At 42.4% G+C, this 20178-nt stretch carries 15 protein-coding genes and 1 pseudogene; 7 read left to right on the forward strand and 9 right to left on the reverse strand.

All coding sequences use genetic code 11. The annotated features are described in order from the left end of the window. Window positions 1-203, forward strand: a pseudogene (locus V7K44_RS18015) (hypothetical protein); the annotation flags it as partial. Window positions 204-314: 111 nt separating this feature from the next. Here the strand turns inward: V7K44_RS18015 and V7K44_RS18020 are convergent. Beyond that, on the reverse strand, window positions 315-1958 hold the full coding sequence (locus V7K44_RS18020; protein ID WP_334933339.1) for an acetolactate synthase large subunit: 1644 nt from the start codon (window positions 1956-1958) through the stop codon (window positions 315-317). 145 nt (window positions 1959-2103) lie between these two features. After that, window positions 2104-3471, reverse strand: coding sequence for an NAD-dependent succinate-semialdehyde dehydrogenase (locus tag V7K44_RS18025; protein WP_334933296.1), 1368 nt, complete (start codon window positions 3469-3471; stop codon window positions 2104-2106). Between the two features lie 227 nt (window positions 3472-3698). Here V7K44_RS18025 and V7K44_RS18030 point away from each other — a divergent pair, with 227 nt between their 5' ends. After that, window positions 3699-4322 (forward strand): Uma2 family endonuclease, encoded by a 624-nt coding sequence (locus V7K44_RS18030; protein ID WP_334933297.1) that lies wholly within the window; start codon window positions 3699-3701, stop codon window positions 4320-4322. An 83-nt stretch (window positions 4323-4405) separates the two neighbouring features. On the opposite strand, the gene V7K44_RS18035 is transcribed toward V7K44_RS18030, so the two are convergent. Together V7K44_RS18035 and V7K44_RS18040 are read right to left on the reverse strand one after the other, a co-directional pair. After that, window positions 4406-6058 (reverse strand): adenylate/guanylate cyclase domain-containing protein, encoded by a 1653-nt coding sequence (locus V7K44_RS18035; protein WP_334933298.1) that lies wholly within the window; start codon window positions 6056-6058, stop codon window positions 4406-4408. Window positions 6059-6243: 185 nt separating this feature from the next. Further along, a complete protein-coding gene (locus V7K44_RS18040; protein ID WP_334933299.1) occupies window positions 6244-7584 on the reverse strand; it encodes a DEAD/DEAH box helicase in 1341 nt (446 codons plus the stop codon). A 215-nt stretch (window positions 7585-7799) separates the two neighbouring features. On the opposite strand from V7K44_RS18040, the gene infC reads away from it, so the two are divergent. Further along, complete coding sequence (gene infC, locus V7K44_RS18045; protein WP_094352543.1) at window positions 7800-8312, forward strand: translation initiation factor IF-3; 513 nt, start codon at window positions 7800-7802, stop codon at window positions 8310-8312. Window positions 8313-8471: 159 nt separating this feature from the next. Here infC and V7K44_RS18050 read toward each other — a convergent pair whose 3' ends face one another. Then, window positions 8472-9086, reverse strand: a complete 615-nt coding sequence (locus tag V7K44_RS18050; protein ID WP_334933300.1) for a TetR/AcrR family transcriptional regulator — start codon at window positions 9084-9086, stop codon at window positions 8472-8474. 404 nt (window positions 9087-9490) lie between these two features. On the opposite strand from V7K44_RS18050, the gene V7K44_RS18055 reads away from it, so the two are divergent. The 3 genes from V7K44_RS18055 (at window position 9491) to V7K44_RS18065 (ending at window position 12741) form a co-directional block, all read left to right on the forward strand. Beyond that, window positions 9491-10798: an ABC exporter membrane fusion protein gene (locus V7K44_RS18055; protein WP_334933301.1), complete on the forward strand. Its 1308-nt coding sequence runs from the start codon at window positions 9491-9493 to the stop codon at window positions 10796-10798. Further along, complete coding sequence (gene devC, locus V7K44_RS18060; RefSeq protein ID WP_334933302.1) at window positions 10795-11970, forward strand: ABC transporter permease DevC; 1176 nt, start codon at window positions 10795-10797, stop codon at window positions 11968-11970. The genes V7K44_RS18055 and devC overlap by 4 nt, the downstream gene beginning before the upstream one ends. A 72-nt stretch (window positions 11971-12042) precedes the next feature. Continuing rightward, the gene (locus V7K44_RS18065; protein WP_334933303.1) at window positions 12043-12741 is read left to right on the forward strand and encodes a DevA family ABC transporter ATP-binding protein; all 699 of its coding nucleotides are present in this window, start codon (window positions 12043-12045) and stop codon (window positions 12739-12741) included. Between the two features lie 102 nt (window positions 12742-12843). Here the strand turns inward: V7K44_RS18065 and V7K44_RS18070 are convergent, their stop codons facing one another. From V7K44_RS18070 to V7K44_RS18085, 4 genes are all read right to left on the reverse strand, one after another. After that, a complete protein-coding gene (locus tag V7K44_RS18070) occupies window positions 12844-13113 on the reverse strand; it encodes a hypothetical protein (protein ID WP_334933304.1) in 270 nt (89 codons plus the stop codon). Window positions 13114-13200: 87 nt separating this feature from the next. Further along, window positions 13201-13764, reverse strand: coding sequence for a hypothetical protein (locus V7K44_RS18075; protein WP_334933305.1), 564 nt, complete (start codon window positions 13762-13764; stop codon window positions 13201-13203). A gap of 31 nt (window positions 13765-13795) precedes the next feature. Then, window positions 13796-14746: a nuclease A inhibitor family protein gene (locus tag V7K44_RS18080; protein ID WP_334933306.1), complete on the reverse strand. Its 951-nt coding sequence runs from the start codon at window positions 14744-14746 to the stop codon at window positions 13796-13798. Window positions 14747-14858: 112 nt separating this feature from the next. Continuing rightward, the gene (locus V7K44_RS18085; protein ID WP_334933307.1) at window positions 14859-18311 is read right to left on the reverse strand and encodes a HEAT repeat domain-containing protein; all 3453 of its coding nucleotides are present in this window, start codon (window positions 18309-18311) and stop codon (window positions 14859-14861) included. Between the two features lie 625 nt (window positions 18312-18936). On the opposite strand from V7K44_RS18085, the gene V7K44_RS18090 reads away from it, so the two are divergent. Then, a complete protein-coding gene (locus V7K44_RS18090; protein ID WP_334933308.1) occupies window positions 18937-20136 on the forward strand; it encodes an ABC exporter membrane fusion protein in 1200 nt (399 codons plus the stop codon). Window positions 20137-20178 lie beyond the last annotated feature (42 nt).

A 20178-nucleotide genomic window follows, 5' to 3' on the forward strand; every position in this document is an offset into this window, starting at 1 on the left:
CTTTGAGCTTCGTTGATGAACCTTTGAGCTTCGTTGATGAACCTTTGAGCTTCGTTGATGAACCTTTGAGCTTCGTTGATGAACCTTTGAGCTTCGTTGATGAACCTTTGAGCTTCATGGTTTTTTTTACGAACCGCAAAGGACGCATTCGCGTAGCGTCTCGTAGAGAAGAACGCAAAGAAAGAGAAGAAATATGTCTATAGTAAAGCGGTGTGTTATGCCAAAGGCTAACGCACTCTACCAAAACACTAAAAAAGTTAGGAATAAATAACTCCTAACTATTGTACAGACACGATTAATCTCGTCTCTAATTTTTACAACGCACAAGTCAACTCGCCGGCTTTTTGACTAAAGCGGTGATTTTCCCGATAATCTACGGGACAATCTATCACGGCGGGCACATCTTGAGCGAGGGCTTCTTTCAAAGTGGGAATCAAATCTAAAGCCGATTCAACTCGGTAGCCTTTTAAACCCATGCTTTCGGCGAATTTAACAAAATCAGGATTGCTAAAATGCACAAAAGATGAGTTTCCTTTGCCAAATTGATTTTCTTGCTTCCACTCAATTAACCCATAACCACCATCATTGAAAATTATGGTGACAAAGGGCGTACCGACACGCAAGGCTGTTTCTAATTCTTGAGAATTCATCATAAAGCCGCCATCGCCTGTGACAGCAACGACTTTGCGCTTGGGATGAACGAGTTTTGCTGCTAAAGCGCCAGGAATAGCAATACCCATAGCTGCGAAGCCGTTGGAAATTATGCAAGTATTAGGACTATGGCAATGATAATGACGAGCCATCCACATTTTATGTGCGCCAACATCAGAGATGACGATATCATCTGGGCCCATCACTTGGCGTAAGTCATAAATTAACTTTTGCGGCTTAATGGGAAATCCATCATCATGGGCATACTGTTCGTAATCAGCCCGAATCTCTGACCTTAAGCTGATAGCAAAGGGATCGGGTTTACCTTGTCGATCTGCTAATTTTAAGATTTCATAGAGGGAATCTGAAATATCTCCCACAACTTCGGCGTTGGGAATATAACTACTATCAATCTCCGCTGGACTTACCCCAATATGCACAATGGGAATTTCACCATTCCGATTCCATTTCTTGGGGGAAAACTCAATCAAATCGTAGCCGATCGCAATTACTAAATCTGTGTTATCAAAGGCACAGGTAATAAAGTCTCTTTGCTGTAATCCCACTGACCACAAAGCTAGTTGATGTGTGTAGGGAATCACGCCTTTACCCATGAAGGTATTGGCAACAGGTATATTCAGCAAGGTGGCAAATTGCGTTACGGCATCACTAGCATGAGTGCGAATTGCTCCATTTCCTACTAAAATTAATGGGTTTACTGCTTGGCAAATTGCGGCGGCTGCTGCCCGAATGCTAGCAAAAGATGCATAAGTTTTTTCGCTATTATCCTTACGCAAAGGTTTGCCTTCGACGGGCATGGCAGCAATATTTTCTGGTAAATCAATGTGAACTGCACCAGGTTTTTCCGATTGCGATCGCTTAAACGCTTTTCGTACTACTTCGGGTGTAATACTCGGTCGCACAATCTGCTTATTCCACTTGGTAACAGGTGCAAACATTGCCACCAAATCTAAATATTGATGGGATTCGATGTGCATTCTATCTGTTCCCACTTGACCGGTAATCGCCACTAAAGGCGCACCATCAAGGTTGGCATCTGCTACTCCAGTCATCAAGTTGGTTGCCCCAGGGCCAAGAGTAGAAAGGCACACTCCGGCTTTTCCTGTTAAGCGTCCGTAGACATCGGCCATGAATGCTGCACCCTGTTCATGACGAGTCGTAATAAATTTAATCGAAGAATGTTTTAAGGCTTCCAAAACGTGCAGGTTTTCTTCGCCAGGGAGTCCAAAAATATATTGCACTCCTTCATTTTCTAGGCACTGCACCAATAATTCTGCTGTATTCATTTTATTTTCCGACAACTCTATTAACGAATAAGACTTTTGTTTTTTGTCATTAGTCATTTGTCCTTTGTCTTTTGTCTTTTGTACTTTGACTAATACTTTGACTACGCTCAGTACAAGTGACTAATGACCAATGACCAATGACTAATCATTTAACCCACACGGTTTTAACATTGACAAACTCATGTATACCTTGGATACTCAATTCTCTGCCATATCCAGAACGCTTGATGCCACCAAAGGGCAACCGAGGATCGGATTTGACCATGCTGTTGATAAACACGGCACCGGCTTCAATTTCCTCAACCAAGCGATCGCTCTCTTGTTTATTGGTTGTCCAAGCACTTGCACCTAAGCCAAAGGGGCTGTCATTAGCAAGTTTGATGGCAGCATCGATATCTGGAACCCGGAATAACAAGGCTACTGGGCCAAAGAATTCTTCTTTTGCAATTGTTGTGTCGGTGGGGATATCTATGATAATCGTTGGCGGATAAAAGTTTCCAGGACGATCTGATAAAGGATGTCCGCCGATGATGACTTTACCACCGCTGCTAATAGCACCTTGCACTTGTTTATCTAAATCCTGGAGAATACCAGGTGTTGCCAGTGGCCCTAAATCGGTATCTGGTTGCATGGGATCGCCTACTTTTAGCGCCTCGAATTTTTCTAAAAGCAATTTTTCAAATTTATCTGCGATCGCATCTGCGACAATAAAACGTTTCGCTGCAATACATGATTGCCCGTTATTTAACATCCGCGCTGTAGTAGCTGTGACAACTGCTGTCTCTAAGTCAGCACTTTCTAACACAATAAACGGGTCACTTCCTCCTAATTCCAAAACTGTTTTTTTAATTTGTTTGCCGGCAGCGACGGCGAGGGATATACCTGCTGGTTCGCTTCCGGTCAAGGTAGCAGCTTTTACGCGGTCATCAGCCATTAAATCGGCAACTTTGGCAGCGCCGATTAATAGAGTTTGAAACGCACCTTCAGGAAAACCTGCCCGTCGGATAATCTCTTCGATTGCCAAGGCACACTGCGGCACGTTGGAAGCGTGTTTGAGTAAGCCGACATTCCCCGCCATCAGTGCTGGTGCAGCAAAGCGGAAGACTTGCCAAAAGGGGAAATTCCACGGCATCACCGCGAGAATCGCACCCATTGGTTGATAACGTACAAAACTCTGGCTGGCATCAGTTTTTACACTGACATTAGCCAAGAAACCAGGGGCGTGTTCGGCATAGTAGCGACAGACGGCGGCGCATTTTTCGACTTCTGCGATCGCAGCTTTAAATGGCTTACCCATTTCTAGAGTCATTAACTTAGCAAATTCTGCTTTGTCTTGCTCTAAAATGTCGGCAGCTTTTTGCAGCCATTGCGATCGTTGAGAAAAACTAGTCTGACGATACTTTTCAAAAGCCTGATTCGCCAAATCGAGTTTAGCGGCAATTTCTATATCATTGAGCGCCTCAAAGGTTTTGAGCGTCTCCCCAGTGGCGGGATTAATGGTGGCGATCGCCATTACCTGACCTCCCGTTAAAAAATAGCTTGAAGTTGGCTTCCTAATGTTATACATATAAACTAAGGAAGCTACCACCCAAATTCTAGTCTTTTAGCCAAAAATTAGCTGCTGAATATTACAATTTCGCAATTTTAATTGAATCAAACTATACCAATCAATAAGTATTAATATTGATGAATTAAATACAAATAAAGTTGCTATAATTTGCACAATTGAGGAATCAAGCTATGACTCAAGTCTTAGGCAAAGTAGTTACATTCGATGAGTTCGTTGCTAAATATCCAGATAACAGGGGACAACGTTACGAACTATATGATGGAGTAGTAGTAGAAATGCCTCAACCAACAGGCGACCATGAAGAGATTGTTGTATTTTTATCAACAAAAATTACTTTAGAATATAGTCGCCTCAGTCTAAGCTATGGTATACCAAAAACAGTATTAGTTAAACCACTTGAAAACGAATCAGCTTACTCGCCAGATTTGCTGCTCCTAAATCTTACTAATTTAGTTAATGAACCTCTGTGGAAAAAAGCATCAACTGTTACTAAAGCAGCATCAATTCTTTTAGTAATTGAGGTGGTAAGTACAAACTGGCGTGATGATTATCTGAAAAAATACGCTGATTATGAAGAAATGGGAATTCCTGAATACTGGATTGTCGATTATGGTGCATTGGGCGGTAGGGAATTTATTGGCAAACCCAAACAACCGACTATTTTAGTTTGTTGTTTAGAAGAAGGTGAGTATCGCGTTAGTAAATTTCGAGGAAATGACCGTATCCAGTCACCAATATTTCCAGAGTTAGATTTGACAGCAGAGCAAATTTTTAGTGCTGGCACAGTCAGGTAATTCGTAATTGCTAGCATTCATCTTTATAGGAGTATGTCACTAGATGGATTACAGAATCTAGACCTCAAAGCCCATGCTAATCCCTAAAGATTAATAATTGGAGCAATGATTGTTGGCACTGGCTGCAATTTTGTCTGATAAACCTTAACTAATCGCTCAATACCTTTGAAACGATAATCTCCCATTTCTTGGAAGTCTGAGGGTTCTGAAAGCATTTTATGGGTGGCTTCACTAATCACACATTCACTAGGGGGACAAACTGCTTCCATCCGAGCAGCAAGGTTAATCGTTGCGCCTAATGCTGTATAATCTACCCTTTGGGAACTACCGACATCTCCCACAACAGCCTTACCGCTATTAATCGCAATGCGTAATTGCAGGGGTTCGTGCCAAAAACCATTGGCATTAAGATGTTCGAGACGAGTGAGCATTCCCTTGGCAGCAGTAACAGCGCGATCGGCATGATCTGCTTGCGGTTCTGGAGCGCCAAAAAATGCCATAATACAATCGCCAATATACTTATCTAAAGTGCCGCCGCAACCAAACACTTCTTTTAGCATTTCTTCAAATAGTTTATTTAATAGTTGAGCGATCGCAGTTGGTGTTAACCTTTCAGAAATTGCCGTAAAGCCAACCAAATCCGCAAACAAAATACTGATTTCGCTCTCGGCGGGAGCTAAACGACCACCCGGTAATCCGCCTACAGATATCAACTGCTGTACAACTGCTGGAGAATGATAGCGTTCTAGTCGGTGACGAATCATCTCTTCAGTTTTGAGTTTTTCTACTAATAGCCAACGCTGCACGCTAGAAGCTACAAGGTTTGCCAAAGCTGAAAAAAAGCTCAATTCTTCTTCACCTTCATTTGCCCAATGGTAAGAAGAAAAATTGGCATCGGCATACAATACGCCCACAACTTTATTTTCATCCCATAAAGGCACTGCCATCGCGCTACGAATGCCTTTGACTAAAATACTCTGTTCGCTAGCAAACCTTTCGTCCTGATGAGTATCACCGGTTTGAATGACTACTTTTTCATCAAATACTTTTTGACAGATACTACGACTAATCCAACTACCATCAGAAGGGAGATGTTTCTGTTGAGAAATATTTCTAGTGGCAGCATTCATTAATTCTAACTGGCCACAACCATTGACATCAATCAATAATGCCAAGCGATCGATACTATCAAGGTAACGAAAAACTACTTGCTGTACCTGTGAAAAAATCTCTTCTATAGATGCGGCTGCACAAAGATTTTTCGCTATGTCCACTAAGTCTTTGAGACGGGCAATGGTTTTGTCCTTATTGCTGATGTTGCCATCCTTACTATCAGCTGCAATCCATTGCTGTTGTAATTGTTCGACATTGTGAAGGATGGTTCTTTGCTCATTAATGTCCGAAATTCCGGCATACTCTGGTGTCGGTTGAGAAACAGGGGTTGTGAGCAGCACTACCAAGCTCACATTGCCCAGCCAAACGATATCGCCGTGATGTAACTCTTGAGGATAGTTAACCAGATATTTATTGACTTGCGTCCCGTTTTTGCTGCCCAGATCCTCAATAGTCCACACACCGTCAGCCGTTTTTACTAGGCGAGCATGGTTGCGGGATACTCCACCAAAAGGTAAGTACAAGTTACATTCCGGCAAACGACCAATTGTAAATATATCTTGGTCAACTGCGATCGTGGTCTCGATATCTCCCTCTTGTAGGCGTAGCGTCAGTTCAGTCATGAGTGTGATAGATCCATCGAAGCTAGGGGTCAAGCAAGTCTAAGGTAAGTTATACCCTACAGGTTAACCTTCACCTTTTCTTTATGGCACTGTTAACTGCATTCCGACAACTGTATGTGACAGATATTACATTGAATGTTTTCCAGAACCCGTGAAAAATCAATCTATTGAACAGCTAACGAATATTAGCGATCGCGTTTAGCAGAACGACGCGATGCCGACGAACGAGCGCTAGGTTTCTCGCCATTGGTGGCAGGTGGCGCTGCTTTACGTTTAGCCGATGTCTGTGGTAACGGTTTAGGAGTACGAGCCGGACGCTTATCACTTCCGGGCTTGGCTCTATGTTGCCGTACATTTGCGATTGGTTCTGGGTTGGTATCGGGGTTGGGCGCAAAACCAGCAACCACTTCCTTCGGCAAGCGTTGCTCAATCAGTTTTTCGATATCTGTTAATAGATGCTGTTCATCGATACACACCAGCGATACAGCTTCACCTGATGCGCCAGCGCGACCGGTGCGACCAATACGGTGAACATAATCTTCTGGTACATTGGGCAAATCAAAGTTAACTACATGGGGTAGTTCGCTGATATCAAGACCCCTAGCAGCAATGTCTGTCGCCACCAATACTTGTAAGGTGCCATTTTTGAACTTGGCCAGAGCGTTAGTACGCACAGGCTGGCTCTTATTACCGTGGATTGCCAAGGCTTGAATGCGGTCTTCGCCCAACTGCTTCACCAAACGGTCAGCGCCATACTTGGTGCGAGTGAATACTAATACTTGATACCAATTATCTCGCCGAATCAGATGAGCCAGTAATTGGCGTTTCTTGTCACGGTCTACTTGGTAAACTTTCTGTGCGATCGTATCGGCGGTAACGTTGCGGCGTGCTACCTCAATCATTGTTGGGTTATTGAGTAACCCGGCGGCCAGTGCCTTAATTTTGTCTGAGAAAGTAGCGAAGAATAGCAAATTCTGTCGCTGTTTGGGCAGGAGTGAGAGGATGCGGCGGATATCATTAATAAAACCCATGTCTAGCATCCGATCGGCTTCATCCAGCACCAAAACCTCAATCTGCGATAGGTTCAGCGTACCCTGCTGTACGTGGTCTAGGAGTCGCCCTGGAGTCGCGACCAAAATATCCACTCGACTCCTCAAACGCTGTTTTTGCAGATTAATACTGACTCCGCCAAACATTACCATCGAGTTAAGATTTAAGTACTTGCCGTACTCGCGCACGCTTTCTTCCACTTGGGCAGCGAGTTCGCGAGTCGGCGTGAGAATCAGCGCCCGGATTGGTGGGTATCCATTAGGCGTACCTTTGCTCTTGTTAGACGACAATCGATGCAAGAGCGGCAGTGTAAAACTAGCGGTCTTGCCAGTGCCAGTTTGTGCCCCAGCTAATAAATCTTTACCCGACAAGACAGCAGGAATGGACTGCATCTGGATTGGCGTGGGTTCCGTGTACCCTCGTTCGGTAACAGCACGGATAATTTCATTGGACAAGCCGAGATCGGAAAAAGACATAAGACTCCAAAAATAACATCGGCCTGTCGCCAATGATGGCGTCAGTCTTAGGCGGACGGATAAAAATTATTGAAAAGCTGGATGGGCAGTAGCGCAAAGACTGAGAGCGAGTGCCGCAGTCCCTCATTCTATCAGATTGCCGTCTATTGTGTTGTTAAAGTTGCTCTGATTCAGTGTTGTGTTAAATTGGCATTACCTGCTTGTAAAGCAAAGTATTGAACAAATGGGAGAAATTCATTATCGCAATCCAAAAGCAACTGATTAATTCACAAATCAAATCACCTAGCGTCTTCTTGATTGACCATGAGAATAACAATCGTGGTCTGATCGACACCAATGAGGCGTTACAGCTAGCTGAAAGCTTAGAGCTTGACTTAGTTGTAGTCTCTCAAGGTAAAGACGCTCCAATCGCGAAGATTCTCAACTATGGGAAACTTCAGTATCAAAAGAAAAAACGTCAGAGCCAGAGTGCTAGACCCACGGTAAAAGAAGTTCGATTCGGTCTAAACGTGGGTATGGCTGATTACAATTTACGCATCGAACAAGCAGGTCAGTGGTTGAGTAAAGGCGATTCTGTTAAGTTTGCCATTCGTTTACGAGGCCGAGAACATCAATATCGTGACAAAGCGGGAGAACTGCTAGACCGAATTGCAAACGATCTCAGTCAAGTAGGTAAAATCCAGTCACTGGATAAACGCGCACTAGTTGTTCAAGTTATTCCTGCTTAGTTATCTGGCGATCGCTAGAGGATGTATTGGTGGCAGCTTGTAAGGAACGAAAAAAGCCGGACACAGTACTGTAGCTTCTATGGAAAAAACAGTCAACTGTTATTCAAGGTGAATTTGACTTTCCGACCAAACAAGCGCCACGCGCCGGGATATAACCAATCAATCGGCGCATTTTGCGATCAGGTGTGTCAAGGCATCAATCAAGCGATCGCTTTCCATTGGTACAATGTCTTGTCCATGCATCACATTTTGAGTAATATGAAAATGCACTAATGCTCCTAAGAGAATTCTCGCTGTCGCCTCTGGATCGGGTATCTTTAATTCTGGAGCCGCCAAGTAGTGGGTGAGAGTTTCCGCTACTGGCTTAATCATCACCCGAATACAAATTTGAGCTAACTCAGGAAAACGCCCAGATTCCCCGATTAGTACTCGCATAAATGCACTATGTTCTTCGTCGTTAAGCATCTGATCTAATGCTTTGGTTGCTACCTGGCGCAGTATGGTGGCTGGTTCTCCCTCAATCGGTTCTGTGCCAAAAATGGAGCTATTCTTTTTACTTGTTAGTTGCTCTAACAGTACTTTAAAAAGTCCTTCTTTATCTTGAAAGTGGCTGTAGACTGTCGCTTTAGAAACACCTGCTGCTACTGCTACCCGATCCATGCTTGTACCAGCATAGCCATTTTGGAGAAACTCTTGCATTGCACCTTGCAGAATTTGCTCTACTTTATCAACAGAATTATCTCGATCGATTTCGTCAGTTTTGATGCGTACCATTTATTAATTATCCTTTCTTCTCAACAATATTAATAGATGCGGCAAAATGCTTAAGTACAAAATTGCGAAAATAAATATACCCTTTGATAAAGCCCCAAACCCTCTATTATCAGCTTTCCTGTCCTCTACTTTTTTGTCGTAGATAATCCATCCCAATAAAGAATAGGATTTCGCAGCATAAAGGATTTCCAGTTAAAAAAATATCCCGTCTAGGGACGCAATACCTGTGCCCATACAAATCTAGAAATGATTGGGGATAATTTATTTTTTGCAAGTCCCTAATGCCAAGCAAATTGATTGACAAGTTTAGTTGTGTCCTATTGACTAAACTAGTCCGTTTAGTTTAGCATAAATTGAACTGGACAGTTTAGTACAGATTGCTACTGGTGGTAAGGGGGAATAGGATGAGGGAAAACAGGAATTCAGAGGGTTTAGGGTCTTCTCAGAATCTTTTGCGATCGCCACTTCTACTTGCAATACTTACATCTCTAGCGATAGGTGGAATCAGTGTTTATACGTTGATGAAGCTTCAGGCAACAGCTAATGAAAAGCAAACAGCACCAGTAGCAGTTCAGCCAGTGGTAAAAACAGTAACAGCATTAGGGCGGTTGGAACCAAAGGGAGAAATAATAAAACTGTCAGCGCCTTCTTCTAATGAAGGGAATCGAGTAGAGCAACTATTGGTGAAAGAAGGCGATCGCGTCAAAGCCGGTCAGGTAATTGCGATTATGGACAACCGCGATCGCCTACAAGCTACTTTGAGTGAAGCCCAAAAACAAGTTCAAGTTGCCAAATCCCGCCTTAACCAAGTAAAAGCTGGAGCCAAACAGGGAGAAATTGGAGCGCGTCAAGCTACGGTAAATCGTGTGCAAGTAGAACTACAAGGAAACATTAAAACTCAGCAAGCCACAATTAATCGTCTAGAAGCAGAATTCCTTGGGCAACAACGCAGCTTGCAAGCAACAGTGGCTCGCGTAGCAGCCGAGAGACGTAATGCTCAAGCTGAGGTACAGCGCTACGAGACTTTATATAAAGCAGGAGCAATTTCTAGTCAGGAAGTTGATAGCAGACGTTTAAGTGCCGAAACTTCCACTCAAGCGTTAATTGAAAGCCAAGCCACTCAGACAAGAACTGTTGCAACCCTACAACAGCAGATTAACGAAGCAAAAGCTAACCAGGCTCAAACCCTCGCCAGCTTGCAACAGCAGATTAACGAAGCAAAAGCTAACCTGAATCAAACTGCTGAAGTCCGTCCCACAGATATAGCAAATGCACAAGCAGAGGTAGACAGCGCTCAAGCCACCGTGGAGAAAATTAGAGCAGAACTGGCACAGGCATACGTTGTGGCTCCTAAAGCCGGTCGAATTTTGGAGATTAATACACGAGCCGGAGAAACTGTTGGCAATGAAGGAATTGTAGCTCTAGGCCAAACCGACCAGATGTATGCAGTAGTAGAAGTTTACCAAAGTGATATCAAGAAAGTGCGTCCGGGACAAGAGGTGCTGGTAAGCAGTGATTCCCTGCGCAATGAATTAGAGGGAAGAGTGGATTGGATTGGTATGCAGGTAAAGCGGCAAAATCTGATTAACACCGATCCCTCTAGCAATATTGATGCCAGAGTAGTGGAAGTGCATGTGCAACTGAATAAACTATCTAGCCAAAATGCTTCTAGCTTAACTAATTTGCAAGTCAAGGCGGTAATTGAACTGTGATTGGATTTATCCAGCAACTGCGGCGGCGAACGCCTTTAGGATGGCTGCAACTGAGTCATGAAAAAGGCCGTCTTTTGGTGGCATTGTCAGGTATTGCTTTTGCCGATGTTCTGATGTTCATGCAGCTAGGATTTCAGACTGCCCTGTTTGAAAGTAACACGATCCTGCATCGTAGTATGCAGGCTGATATGTTTGTCATCAGTCCCCAAGCACGTAACCTAGCAAATATGTCTAGCTTTACGCGGCGACGCCTGTATCAAGCAATGGATGTACCAGGTGTAAAGTCGGCAGAAGGAATGTATATCAACATTGTTGATTGGAAAAATCCCCAAACACATCAGAAAACGACAATATTAGTTATGGGGTTCAATCCCGATCGGCAAGTGTTTAACTTAGCAGATGTGAACCGCCAGATAGATGCTGTTAAGCTACCAGATACCGTTTTGTTCGATCGCGCCTCTAGGGGAGATTATAATGATGCGATCGCTAAAATTGACCAAGGTAAAACTGTCACAACCGAAATAGAACGGCGGACAATTACGATTAGCGGCTTATTTTCAGTCGGGGCTTCCTTCATCGCCGATGGTACTTTAATCACCAACGACCAGAACTTTCTGCGACTATTTCCTAGACGAGAAGCCAGCGGTGTCAGTCTCGGTTTGGTACAACTACAACCAGGCTACGACCCAAAGCAGATGAAAGCAGCTTTACAAGCTCATTTAGATAATGATGTCAAAGTTTTAACCAGAGCAGAATTTATCGAATTTGAAATAAATTACTGGAAAACAAATACAGCCATTGGGTTTATTTTCAGCCTCGGTGTAGCAATGGGATTTATGGTGGGCGTGATTATCGTCTATCAAGTTCTTTCTACAGATGTAAATTCTCATATCAAAGAATACGCCACTTTCAAAGCAATGGGGTATAACAATCTTTATTTATTAGGTGTGGTGTTTGAAGAGGCGATTATTTTAGCTATCTTGGGCTTTATCCCAGGAGCGATCGCACCTTTAGGACTTTATCATTTAACTCGTAATGCCACCAATTTACCACTTTATATGACCGTAGGACGAGCCTTGACGGTATTAACACTGACTATGATTATGTGTGTAATTTCTGGTGCGATCGCCACCCGTAAATTACAATCAGCTGACCCCGCAGATATGTTTTGAAAAATGGGGACTGGGTATTGGGAAGTCCCTAATCACCAATTCAAAATCTAAAATTTAAAATCTAAAATTAGTATGCCTGCTGTAATCTCTGTTAAAAATCTTGACCATTACTTCGGTCATGGTCAACTCCGCAAGCAAGTTCTCTTTGATATCAACCTGGATATTAACGCCGGCGAAATTATTATTATGACAGGGCCTTCTGGTTCTGGTAAGACTACACTTCTCACCTTAGCAGGCGGCTTGCGTTCTGCCCAATCAGGCAGTTTGCAGATATTGGAACAAGAACTGTGTGGCGCTAGCAAAGCACAACTTACCCAGGTGCGACGCAGTAACGGTTATATTTTCCAAGCACATAACTTGCATGGTAGCCTAACAGCACTCCAAAACGTCAGAATGGGCTTGGAAGTGCATAATAATATTTCACCGGCAGAAATGAAAACCCGGTCAGCCCAAATATTAGAGGAGGTAGGATTAGGAGAACGCTTGAATTATTATCCTGATGATTTATCTGGGGGACAAAAACAAAGAGTTGCGATCGCTCGTGCGTTGGTTGGTCGTCCTAAAATTGTCTTAGCGGATGAACCCACAGCCGCCCTTGACAGTAAATCGGGGCGAGATGTGGTCAACCTCATGCAAAAACTAGCTAAAGAGCAAGACTGTACCATTCTTTTGGTTACTCATGACAACCGCATTCTAGATATTGCCGATCGCATCGTTTATATGGAAGATGGCAAGCTAATAAATGACCGTGCTGTTGTTGCAGCATCTTAAGCAGATTCTTTCTGAGCAATTCTCAAAAATCAAATTTGTTAAGTAAAGAGATTTTACAACTGCGAATCAGACTTTTTAGACATTATATTTTTACCGCTCTTTCTAAGGATTGTATTCAAATTCGCCTTGCGATCGCTCCCCTATCCAATCTCCTGTGGGGGTTTGTCCGACTTCGTAGGTGTAGCCAACATCCCAAAAACTGATATTGTAACAAGTGCGATGAGCTAAACACTGGTTCATAAACTGGCTGAGTTTACGGCTATTGTAGCCATCATCAGCATATTCAACTGTTCGCTTCTCCAAAAAAACCATAGTTGCTGCTTGTAATGCGAGTTGAATTGCTATTATTTTAGTTTTGGCTAATGCACCCACAATTTGATGTTGGTAAGTGTAGTTGTATCCGCCGTGGTAGTAGCCGTAGTTGGTAATTGGCGTGAGATTATTAAGCAGAATTTGAACTTAAGTTATCAGAGTTTGAGTTGGTTGGTTTGGTAATTCTTCAGAAAAAATTTGTGTTTTGGGGTGATTGCGATCGCGGCGATTATAGTTTAGTTGATCGGGGACAGTGGGGGCAAGGCAAAAATAGTGGCGATCGCTAGTTTCTCCAACCACAATCGACACAGAAAAATATGGATGTTCCCACTCAAAGTATTGATGTGCTGTTTTGGGAACAGATAAATTATATGCTTGAATATTTTGTAAATGATTTTTAACTAACTGCTGGAGTTGTTGATAGTAATTTTGGCGTTCATTAGCAATACTTTCGTTCCAAGTATTGTCCTTGCGTTTAGAACGCGGCGGGGCGTATTCACCAAATTTTTGTTGATTACTAGGAGTTCCCCATTCTTCAATATTTTGCCAATGTTTAAAAGCAAGTTCTATGTCGGTTAGATGAACAAAACCTTCGGAAATCATTAAATTCCAGAGGTTAAATTCACCTTGATTTGCAGTTTCCCAAACAAACGAATTTGAGCCAATAAGAACTTGTAGAGTTCCAAAAATGCGTTCTGTTTCAGAGTGCATAAATTATCTTCTTGAGATGTTGTATGCAAAATTATGGATTGTAATCAAAATCACTTTCTATATAAATTCCAGTTATATCTCCAGCATTAGTTTCACCAACGACATATATATATTCACGATTCCAAAAGCTACATCTGATCATTCTTAAATCGGAAAGATTTTGTGTTAAAAACTTATTTATTTTTTGGTATATGGGATAAAATTCAGCAATTTCAGCCTCGTCCCATATCCAAGATAAAGCTTCTGGGTCAAACTCATGAAATTTAGCAATATCTAGCATTCCTGCTTGATGTAGAGCTAATACTAATGCTTTTTCTTTAGTGTGTGCTATACTTTGAACTAAATAATGATTAAATTTATAATCATAGCCACCACCATAATAACCATAAATACTAATCGGTTGTAATTGATTGATAATTTGCTGAAATTTATCTTTCAATTTAGTAGTACTGCTATCCAAAGATGGCTGCATTGTTAAATCAGGGAAATCAGAGCATTTTATTTCTCCTTCTAATCTTGTCTCTCTAGCAACAGTTTGAGAAAAACAAAACCAATTATTCTCTTGGTTTTTACCTAACACAACATAAAAATAATAGTAAGCAGTTTTACTGAATTTAAATACTTCTATAGTATGGAGTTTCTCTTGGATGGCATCAGCTAATTCTTGATATATATTTGCCCTTTCATCAGCTATTTCAGGACTGATAATATCTTCATCTTCATAATCACTTGGATCGTCATCTGGGTTTAAATAACCGCGACATTCTAATGCGTGCCAATTTTTAATGGCGACATCAATATCTGTTAGAGTTATCCATCTTTGCTCGCATCCAAGATTGAGTAAGCTAAAGTTGCCTTTTTCCTTTACATCCCAAACGAAAGGTACTAAAGAAGAATATTGATTACTGTGCAGACGAAACTCAAGGCGTTTTTCCGTCAAAACTTCAAGAGTACCTAAGATTTTTTCTGTTTCTAAATGCATAAATTTAGATATAATTAATTTTACAGTTTAATCAATTTACGTACGAATAGAGGTTGTATGAACACCAAGAAAATCATTTTCTGGTGTTTTTCCAATTATATAAATTTACGAATTACGAATTAGTATTAACTCTAGCGGCTGCGCGGACAATCCAGTTGCTATCTTCAGCAAGTTGCTGGCGTAAAACGCTTGGAGTTCCAGAATTATCAGCAACGGCGTAGCGTTCCAGCCAGGATGCAGACTGCGCTGCTTGTGTCAATACTTCACGGGGAGTTAGAGGATTAAGCAGTGTCACGAACCGCACAAAGGCATTTTCTGAACTCGCGTATTCTGCAAGTATGCTTACTAAATCATCAGTGCTGGGGTTGTAGAGGCGGTTGAGTCCGCGCAATGTGGGACTGGTTTGGCTGGTGGTGGGTTGGACAACTAAATCGCGGAGGCTTTCGCGGATGGGTGCAGGGGTGTTGGGATTTTGAACAACTGCGCGGCGGACTTCAACTTTTTCATCGTTTGCCAATTGTGTCAGTATTGTTGCAGTTAGGTTATAATTGCTAGCCGCAGCAGTGCGTACACTGGAGTTTTCGTCACCTGCAAGGAGTTGTAAAACAGTAATTGGTGTATTGCGGTTAGTCGCTACTTTGATTCGCACCTCTACTTGTTCGTCTCGCGTTAATAATTCCAAAACGCTTACAGGTGAATTGATTGCAGCAGCAACAGCTTCACGCACGGAGATTTCCGTATCTTCTGCTAAACGCAACCACAACGCCTCTGTCAAATTGGGATGTCGAACTAAACAAACACGCACTTCTACACAAGGGTCTTGGACAAGAATGCTCAGTAGTTGTGGTGTTAAGCTGGGGTTGTACGCAAGCGATCGCACTATACTATCATCAGTTGTAGGTGGAATAAACGAGCGAGGATCGGGTGTTGCACCAATAAATTCTCTTCTTGCTAAAATCTCTAGTGCTTCTATAGGTGTGCGAGGATTACCAGCTATTGAACGCAGCACATCATTATGATTGCCTGGAAATGCACTTTTGAGCATATCTACTGTTTGATTTGGCGTATTTCCTGAATTTTGGCTACTCAGAACAATTTGAGCAAGTGCGCGCGGTGGTGTGTTGGGATTGCGAACAACTTCCAAACGAGTTGTAAAATCTGGGTGACTAGCCAGCACTTCCAAAGTTTCAGGAAATGTATTAGCATTGCTGGCGACAGCACGAACTGTAGCTACATAAGAGTCTCTAGCTAACTGTCTTAAAACGGTGGCTGGTGTATTAGGGTGAGATGCGACTCGATAACGCACTGAACTATCGGTGTGACTTGCTAACTGTGACAAAGTTTCAACAGGCATTTGTGAACCTTTGACAGGATGTTTAATAAAATCAGCAAGATTTTTGCTACTCATGCTTTTAACAGCCTGGGTAAGCACAATTCCTGGTGTATTAGGATTACGTTGATTTACGAGATTTTCTTCTAAACCCAAACGAGTCAGAATTGTGACAGGAGTGTTAGGGTTAGCAGTCAGTTTCATTTTGACTTCACGGCTGATATCGTTGGCTAACCGCATCAAAATTTCAACAGTTGAATCGGGATGTTCTGCAACTCTAGCTCTGACTTGCTCAGATTCATCTTGCGCCAATATTTCTAATAATTGAATAGGTGTTGGTATTTTGCTATGAGATGATTTATACGCAAGTGCCTGTCGAATTTTTACACTGGAATCTCGTGCAAGTTCGAGTAAACGATTGAGGGGTAAATTGGAGTTTTGTGAGACAGCTTGACGCACAGTTTCATCTGGATATTTTGCCAGTTGTTCTAAGACTTGAATTGGAGTTTGGTTATTACGTGCTGCGGTCACTTTAGCTTTTTGATCTCCCTTTTCCACAACCTGCGATAAAGCATGAGGACTGTCGGGACGACGTGCAATTAGTTCGTTTGCTTTTGCAGTTCCTTCTGCTTCTAATTGAGCTAAAATCAAACGGTAATCTCCCAAAATCATTTGTTTGTATTCTTTTGCTATCAGCATTTGTTGATCTTCATCTAAGTAAGGTAAGTTGATATTTTTCAACGCGCATTCCCGTACTTCTATGTCACTATCTTTCACTAGCTCAATCAAAACTTCCGCGGGAATCGAGGGATTTTTCGCTACATAACAACGGATGATGCTATCTGATGATTTTGCCAGTTCTGCCAAGGTGTTAGGTGCTGTGTTTGGATCTTGGCTTTGTTGCTCTAAGCTTTGCTGTTTATCTTGTGCTCTAAATCCTGATGAAATATGATAAACATGGTCAGTTGACTTTGTTGCTAATACACGCTTTTTGATAGCTTTCGGTGTTTTCGGATTGCTGAGAACTGCTTCCCGTACTTGAAAGCTTGAATCTTGAGCCAATTGCTTGAGTGTAGTTCCTAATACTTGTGGGTGTTTAGCAATATTAATTCGCATTGACTCTAATGAATCATTTGCTAAAAGTTCGAGAATTTCTCCTGATATGTTCGGCTGATTGATTACCGAGTTGACGAAGTAGTAAAAATTTTTGTCACTGCGATCGCGTACCAGTTGCTCTATAATGCTTAGGGGTAAATTTTTCCTTTGAGTAATAATTGTACGTTTGTGTTTGGGATATAGTTTTAATAATGCTTGCTCTGAAGTCTTCGGATGTTTTGCTAGAGCCATTTGAATTTCGTTATCAGTATGGTTTGCAAGCAAATTGAGTGCTTCTGTTGGAGTGAAAGGATTCTTCGCTACCGCTAACTGAATTGCACATACTGCATTCCCAGCCAACTGCATCAGTGTCTCTGCCGATGTTTCTGGATTCTTCGCCACTGCTAACTGAATTTTGTACACCGCATCACCAGCCAACTGCATCAGCGTCTCTGCTGTCGCTGAGGGATTTTGCGCCACAGCCAACCGAATCCACGCCCAACGACTCTGCCCCAGCATCGCTAATTGTTCGCTATCGGTATTCCAGTCAGATGCAACGGCATAGTGTCTTTCCACGAGTTCAATTAATGGTGGTGGACAACTGGGATTAAATTTCACCGCCAACCGCACCGGTAATTCTAAATCACCCGCCAACTGTTCCAACACTGCTGACGGCGTTTCTGGCGACTCTGCTACCTGTAACCTTGGTTCTAAAGTTGGTTCCTGTGATAGCCGTTGTAATAATTGCAACCGATAACGCAAGGGCATTTGGGGATTTCGCAATCCTTGAATTAGTGGCTCGGCTGGAACCCACTCGCTGAGAAAGCAAGGAGGTACAGACCCGATTTTCAGAAGTTCTACCGCTAATCGGTCGTTTTGCCCTAGCTGACGTTGTTGCAGGATTTCATCAACTGCTTGCTGCCAACCGTCTGTTATTTCTCCTGCCAAATTTACGTGTAAGCTTGCTGCTTCTGCTACCTGTGCATCAGGACTATTGACTAGAATCTCTAAAAGACTTCGCGGTGTCTGGTGGAAACTAGCAACGGCTAATTGCAATGCTACTGACTGTTGCAATAACTGCTCTGGCGCTAACAAAAATCTTTGCAAATCCGATCCGCTAACTGGCTGAAGAGGTTGCATGGCTGTATAACTAAAGTTAGTGGTACATTTATACTATAAAGGGATGCGTCAAAACTATTGTGAAAGTTTTGTATCCGTATCTTTATAATTCCCAATAGCAAACAGACTTAAATACTGCAATCCTATTTGATTTGTGAAAATTGCAAGCTACAGGTATCCCAATGCGGTTTAGTTAACGTTTTAATCTTTGAATGGGAATTATAGCAGTTCTTGGTTGAGTGAGGTACATCATGTCATTAGGAAACACTATAATCATCAAAATTTGACATGAATTTCCACCGATCTTAATCACACCAAATATTTTTTGTTATTTACTTAATTTGGTTCTGATTGTTGGCGCTGTTACAACCCGGAATTTTAAAACCGTTTACTATACCTGAGTACTTTCATAAAACAAAAGTAGTTTGCTAAAAACATAAACCTCTAATTTGGTAGAGATATTCGTTGTTATCCTAACCAGATAAATCACTTTATCTAAGTAAAATCTCAACAATTTCCAAATTATTTTATAGATTTCGAAGTGATAAATCAAGAATAACTGACTCAAGAAGTAGGAATTAGCAAACAAGTACGGAGAAAAGCCTAATCTGTTCTTTTTTCTGCGCCACTAGTTAAGAGGTAATCTATGGTGCGAAACTCAAAGCTAGGGTATAGAACGTTCCCTAAGTCTATTCTGCGTCCATCCGTTGCTATAGGTATAATTGCATCTTTATTGATTGGCGGAATAAGTTTTTATATAGTAAAACGCTGGCAAAATTATGCAAATCCAGAGGCACAAGTACCAGCAACACAATTACCACAGTTAACAACAGTAACAGCTTTAGGGCGACTCGAACCACAGGGAAAGGTAATTAAACTCTCTGCTGCGGTGTCTGCGGAAGGAAATCGGGTAGAAAAGTTGTTGGTGAAGGAAGGGGATAGGGTAAAAGCAGGACAGGCGATCGCAATTTTGAACAGCCGCGATCGCCTCCAAGCAGCTTTAAAAGAAGCGCAAGAACAAGTAAAAGTAGCCCAGGCAAACCTAAACCGCACCCAAGCAGGTGCTAAACGTGGTGAAATTGCCGCCCAAAAAGCTGCGATCGCTCGCCTAGAAGCCGAACGCCAAGGTGATATTAATGCCCAAGCCGCGACAATTGAGCGATTCCAAGCCGAAGTGCGTAACGCCCAAGCAGAAGACGAACGCTATCAGCAACTATATCAACAAGGCGCAATTTCCGCCTCGCAAAAGGATAGTAAGCGTTTAAACTTGGAAACCGCCCAAAAAAGCTTGCAAGAAGCCCAGGCACAGTTAAATCGTACCCAATCAACTAGTCAGCAACAAGTTAAACAAGCCACAGCAACACTTGATGAAATCGCCGAAGTGCGCGGAGTGGATGTAGAATCTGCCAAAGCAGAAGTCAATCGTGCCCTAGCAGCCATGAATTTGGCAAAAGTTAATCTTGAACAAGCTATAGTGCGATCGCCTCAAAATGGACAGGTATTTGAGATCCATACCCATCCTGGGGAATTAGTCTCAAATGATGGTATTGCAGATATTGGACAAACCAGCCAGATGTATGTCATCGCCGAAGTCTACGAAAGCGATATCGGCAAAGTGCATTCAGGGCAGCAAGTGCGAATCTTTGGTGATAACCTCCCGATTGAATTGCAGGGAATCGTAGATCGCAAAGGCTTACAAGTGCGACGACAGAATGTCATTAACACAGATCCCGTCAGCAATATCGACAACAGAGTAGTAGAAGTCCACATCCGACTAGATGAAACTTCCAGCCAAAAAGCCGCCACCTTAACCAATATGCAAGTTAAGGCAGTAATTGAATTGTGAAAAGGGGATTGGGAACTGGGTAGTGGGGGCTAGGAGATTCTG

The organism is Nostoc sp. (genome assembly GCF_036917235.1).
In the GTDB taxonomy this organism is placed as follows: domain Bacteria; phylum Cyanobacteriota; class Cyanobacteriia; order Cyanobacteriales; family Nostocaceae; genus Nostoc.